This window comes from Geothrix sp. (genome assembly GCF_049292215.1).
Lineage (GTDB): Bacteria > Acidobacteriota > Holophagae > Holophagales > Holophagaceae > Geothrix.
Genome location: NZ_JBATQW010000080.1, coordinates 1 through 3,975, shown reverse-complemented (window position 1 = coordinate 3,975; position 3,975 = coordinate 1). Strand labels below are relative to the sequence as shown.

At 67.2% G+C, this 3,975-nt stretch carries 7 protein-coding genes; 1 reads left to right on the top strand and 6 read right to left on the bottom strand.

Going from position 1 to position 3,975, the window contains the following annotated elements; translation table 11 throughout:
• Positions 1-170: 170 nt before the first annotated feature.
• The 4 genes from WAS25_RS14110 to WAS25_RS14095 form a co-directional block, all read right to left on the bottom strand.
• Positions 171-701 carry a DinB family protein gene (locus WAS25_RS14110; RefSeq protein WP_422313200.1) on the bottom strand — a complete coding sequence of 177 codons (531 nt, stop codon included), beginning with the start codon at positions 699-701 and terminating at the stop codon, positions 171-173.
• An 80-nt stretch (positions 702-781) separates the two neighbouring features.
• Positions 782-1,240, bottom strand: coding sequence for an SRPBCC domain-containing protein (locus WAS25_RS14105; protein WP_422313198.1), 459 nt, complete (start codon positions 1,238-1,240; stop codon positions 782-784).
• An 89-nt stretch (positions 1,241-1,329) separates the two neighbouring features.
• Positions 1,330-1,746, bottom strand: coding sequence for a DUF1801 domain-containing protein (locus WAS25_RS14100; protein WP_422313196.1), 417 nt, complete (start codon positions 1,744-1,746; stop codon positions 1,330-1,332).
• A gap of 67 nt (positions 1,747-1,813) precedes the next feature.
• Entirely contained in the window at positions 1,814-2,269 is a 456-nt protein-coding gene (locus tag WAS25_RS14095; protein ID WP_422313194.1) for a YybH family protein, read from the bottom strand.
• 204 nt (positions 2,270-2,473) lie between these two features.
• On the opposite strand from WAS25_RS14095, the gene WAS25_RS14090 reads away from it, so the two are divergent.
• Positions 2,474-2,719, top strand: a complete 246-nt coding sequence (locus tag WAS25_RS14090) for a hypothetical protein (protein WP_422313192.1) — start codon at positions 2,474-2,476, stop codon at positions 2,717-2,719.
• A 32-nt stretch (positions 2,720-2,751) separates the two neighbouring features.
• Here the strand turns inward: WAS25_RS14090 and WAS25_RS14085 are convergent, their stop codons facing one another.
• Both WAS25_RS14085 and WAS25_RS14080 read right to left on the bottom strand, forming a co-directional pair.
• The gene (locus tag WAS25_RS14085) at positions 2,752-3,174 is read right to left on the bottom strand and encodes an SRPBCC domain-containing protein (protein ID WP_422313190.1); all 423 of its coding nucleotides are present in this window, start codon (positions 3,172-3,174) and stop codon (positions 2,752-2,754) included.
• Between the two features lie 86 nt (positions 3,175-3,260).
• Positions 3,261-3,662 (bottom strand): VOC family protein, encoded by a 402-nt coding sequence (locus tag WAS25_RS14080; protein WP_422313188.1) that lies wholly within the window; start codon positions 3,660-3,662, stop codon positions 3,261-3,263.
• Positions 3,663-3,975 lie beyond the last annotated feature (313 nt).

The window sequence follows — 3,975 nt, the reverse complement described above, 5'->3', positions numbered from 1 at the left end:
GGCCAGGAGGGCCTGGAGGCCCTGCCGGCGCCGCTCCTGGCGCCGCCGCTCGATCGGGTGGGGCAGGTCCCGCTGCCGCCGCTCCGCCTTGCGCTTCTCGTCCTTGTGGATGACGTAGAGCAGGCAGGCGAAGAAGCCCACCACCACGAGCAGGAGGCCGTCGTTGATGCTCATGCGGGCCTCCTCGGCTGCAACCTGCGGAGCTGCCGGGCGTGGCCTTCCAGGTGCAGGCCATCCAGGCGCAGGGCCTGCCGGAGCGTGATGGGGCCGGAGACCGGGTGCGTGAACACGGCGGGATCGCCTCCGGCCGGGGGCAGGCCCTCGGCGTAGGTGCGCAGCCAGCGGAAAGTCGCGTCCCAGCGGTCGCGCAGCTCGGCCAGGGGCACCGTCCCCGTGGGCAGCATGCGCCGCGAGGGCACCTTCACCGGAATCCCGAAGCGCAGGATGAGCACCACCAGGAAGTAGGTGCAGCGCTGGAGCAGGCTGCGGGGCCGCCCCACCAGGGAGGCCGGGTCGGGCAGTCCCTGCAGGATCACCTGCTCGGCCACCACCAGGTGCTCGATGACCTCCAACATGGACCAGGCGCCGGCGGCGGGCCGGGCCTGCAGCGCCTCAGGGCTGAGGCCCTCCAGCGACTCAAGCAGCTCCTGCCGACGGTCGTCCAGCGCCTGGATGAGGACGAGGGCGCTGACAGGGCTCATGGGCGCTCCTCAGGGTGTGCGGACCAGTCCGGCAGGACCTCCACCCTACCAGCATGCCCCTTGGTGCGGCCGCCCGCGGGTCAGGGTCGGGGGCTCGCGGCCCGGGCTTCGCTCAGGGCCTTGAGCAGCGAGAGGGCCTTCGGCCAAGTCTTCGTCATGTACTCCTCGAAGGCCTCCGTCATGTCCATGTCCACGGTCAGCTCCGTGGCTACGCCGACCTGTCCGAAGGTGTAGTTCTCAAAGCAGGGGGTCCAGCTGCGGACGGCCTCGCTCTGCGTGTCCTCCACCCCGTCCTTGATCTCGCCCAGGTGCCGGATCGAAAGGAACTCGTGGGGCCGCAGCTCGGCGATCTCCGAGACCATGCCGCTGCCGCCGGGGGCCAGGAACCGCAGGCGCTGGCCTTTGGCCCAGGTGCCCTCGTAGTAAGAACCCTCCATGAACGCGGCGGACCAGATCCGGTAGGTGACCGGGCCGAGCATGGTCTCCCAGACCTGCTCGCGGGGGGCCTGGATGAGGGTGCTGAACTGGAGCCGCTTCATGGGTCCTCCTGGCGCGGGGTTCGGGTCCGCAGGCCGATTCCCTCCACAGTGACAAAATGGCGTGGTTCCGCGGGATGTGGAAGCGGGCCCTAGCAGTGTGCCCGGGCTTTGGCCTTCACGGCCTCCGCCACGAGCTGCTCCAGCACCTTCAGATCGACGTCCCCGAGGCTTCGCAGGTACAGGCAGCCTTTGCCAGCCTTGTGCTTCCCCAGCTTCAGCAGCAGGGCTTCATGGCTGGGCGCGGCGTTCAATCCGTACACGCTGATGTCGCCCTTGCGGGCGGCGAAGCCCACGAGGCAGGAGTCGCCCTCGCGGCCGCTCTCGTATTTGTAGTGGTAGCTACCGAAGCCGACGATGCTGGGCCCCCACATCTTGGGCTGCTCTCCGGTGGCCCTGGCCAGCAGCTGGGCGAGGAGCTCACAGTCCTTGCGCCGGGACTCGTCGGCGATGGCGGCGAGGTGCGCCGCCACGCTGGCTTCAGTGGCCTTCGTCTTGTTCTCCGCCATGGCGTCTCCTTCCAGATCTGCGGGGTTGGGGTGGGCCTGGGTGCCCAGGCGCTGGGTCGGTGGCCGGTCAGGGCACCCGGGTGCTGTGGAAGAACGCGATGCGCCAGCGTCCGTCCACCTTCCGGAGCACCGCGGACTCCAGCCAGGTCAGGGGCTTGGTGCCCGAGGCGTTCCGGAGGGAGCCACGGTTCACGTAGGTGATCCAGGCCAGGTCCCCGTGCAGGCGGACCTCGGGCTCGGTCACCTGCCACACGAACACGTTGCCCGCGGCGTGCAGCTCCCGGATGAGCTCCACCAGGGCCTCGGCCGTGAACCGCTTGCCCCCGTCGTAGGCATAGAAGTCCGGGGCCGCGAGGCTCCGGAACTGGGCTAGGTCATCCTTCGTGAGGGCCCCATACATCGTGCGCATGGCCTCGATCACCTGGCTGGTGTCCGTGGTGGCGGTGGCCGCGGGTTGGGTGGCCTGGGCCCACCCGGAGAGGGCGACCAGGCAAGACAGGATCGCCGGGGAGAGGGCTCGCATCACAGGACCTCCTTGGGCGGGGCCTGGGCAGGCCGGGAGAGGGGGACCCCAGGGGGTTCCAGGCGGGCAGTCTAGCGCAGGTCGGGGCCCCTCCCGGATGGGATTGCGGGCCACGGGCCAGGCCGCCGCCCGCCCCAGCGATGCATCCCCCTGAGGACCGAACGCAAGAACCCAGTGGCCCATCCGATAGGGTTACTTGGATGGATGTCCGGCTGGAGCCAGCTCATGACCGACCACGAGGTGCCGAAACCGACGCTCGACCTGGCGGAGTATGCCCTGGAGACCCCCCTGAACTGCCACCACTGCAAGCAGGTGATCTCGGTCCTCCACGTGGTGCGCCTCCTCAGGACGAAGGTCAACTTCATCTCCACCCTGCCCAGGCGTGGCCATGTGATCGTCTGCCCGGCCTGCAACGGCATCCTCTCGGCCGACCTGGGTGGCATGGCCTGAGGGGCGGTCCGGGCTGATCGGAGCCCACGCGGTCAGCCCCGGCCGACCTCCAGCACCAGGCGGTTGAGGTTCTGCTCGTTGGCACCCTCAAGGAACGACCGCATGCTCTCGGAAAACGCCGGATTCTCGAACACCCCGACCCAGGTAAGCAGTGTCCCGGTCGCAGAGGGTTCGAGGGCAATCGACAGCTCGAAGAGCGGCTCGTTGACATGCCTGAGGCGAACAAGCGCGTTGGGCACGAGCTCCAGGAACTCGGACTGGTTCGGGTAGTCGGTCCCGTCCGGACCATGCATGGTGAACAGCCAGGAACCACCCGGTCGGAACTCGAAGGTGTGGAACGTGTTCGTGAACCCATCCGGGCCCCACCAGCGGGCCAGGCGCGCCGGATCCTGGATGGCCGCATAGACGGCTTCCGGGCTGGCTGGGATGTCTCGGGAGTGGCGGAAGACTGACATCACACCTCCGGAAGGCCATGCCGGCGGGGTCCGAGCTGAGCGAGGGGCCTGGCTGCGCGGTCACCCTGCTTGAGTGGCGTCAAGGGCTAGTGTTCCGGCTGGGAAACCATGTGCAGCAGCCCCCAGCCATGACCATCCGGATCAACGAAGCTGTGCGTGTACATGAACCCGAAATCCTCGGGTTGATCGTAGGTTGAACCGCCAGCAGCCAGGGCTTTGGCGACCAGAGCATCAACCTCTTCGCGGCTCTCACAGCTGAGAGAAATCAGGACCTCGACCGCCTGGTTGGTATCGCAGATGGCCTTTGGCGTGAACTCACGGAACTTGGCATGCGTGCCCAACATGACAAAGATGGCATCACTGACGACGATGCACGCCGCAGAGTCGTCGCTGAACTGTGGGTTGTGGGTGAAGCCGAGCGCCTTGAAGAAGGCGACCGACCTCTGGAGATCTGCGACCGGTAGATTGAGAAAGACCTGGTTGATCATGCCAATCTCCTTTGAGCTGGTGGTTCCGGGGATGGGGTTGCGGTTCAACGGAAGAAGGTTGCCGGACCAAGCGCTGCCGAGCTGATGAGCCATGCCAAAGCCATTGCTTGACAAGGGCTGAGGACCTGACCGCTTGCGGCTTGGTCCGGGTTGAGCGGAGGGTTAGGTGGACCAGTGAGCGTCAGATTGACGTCCTCCCCACTTCTATACCAAGGATGGTGAGAGTCCTGGGTTGAAAAGGATCTCGCTGGGATTCGCGGAGGGAGCCATAGGCGACCGGAGTGAATCCCAGCGTCGCGCCGCTTCGGCTGGG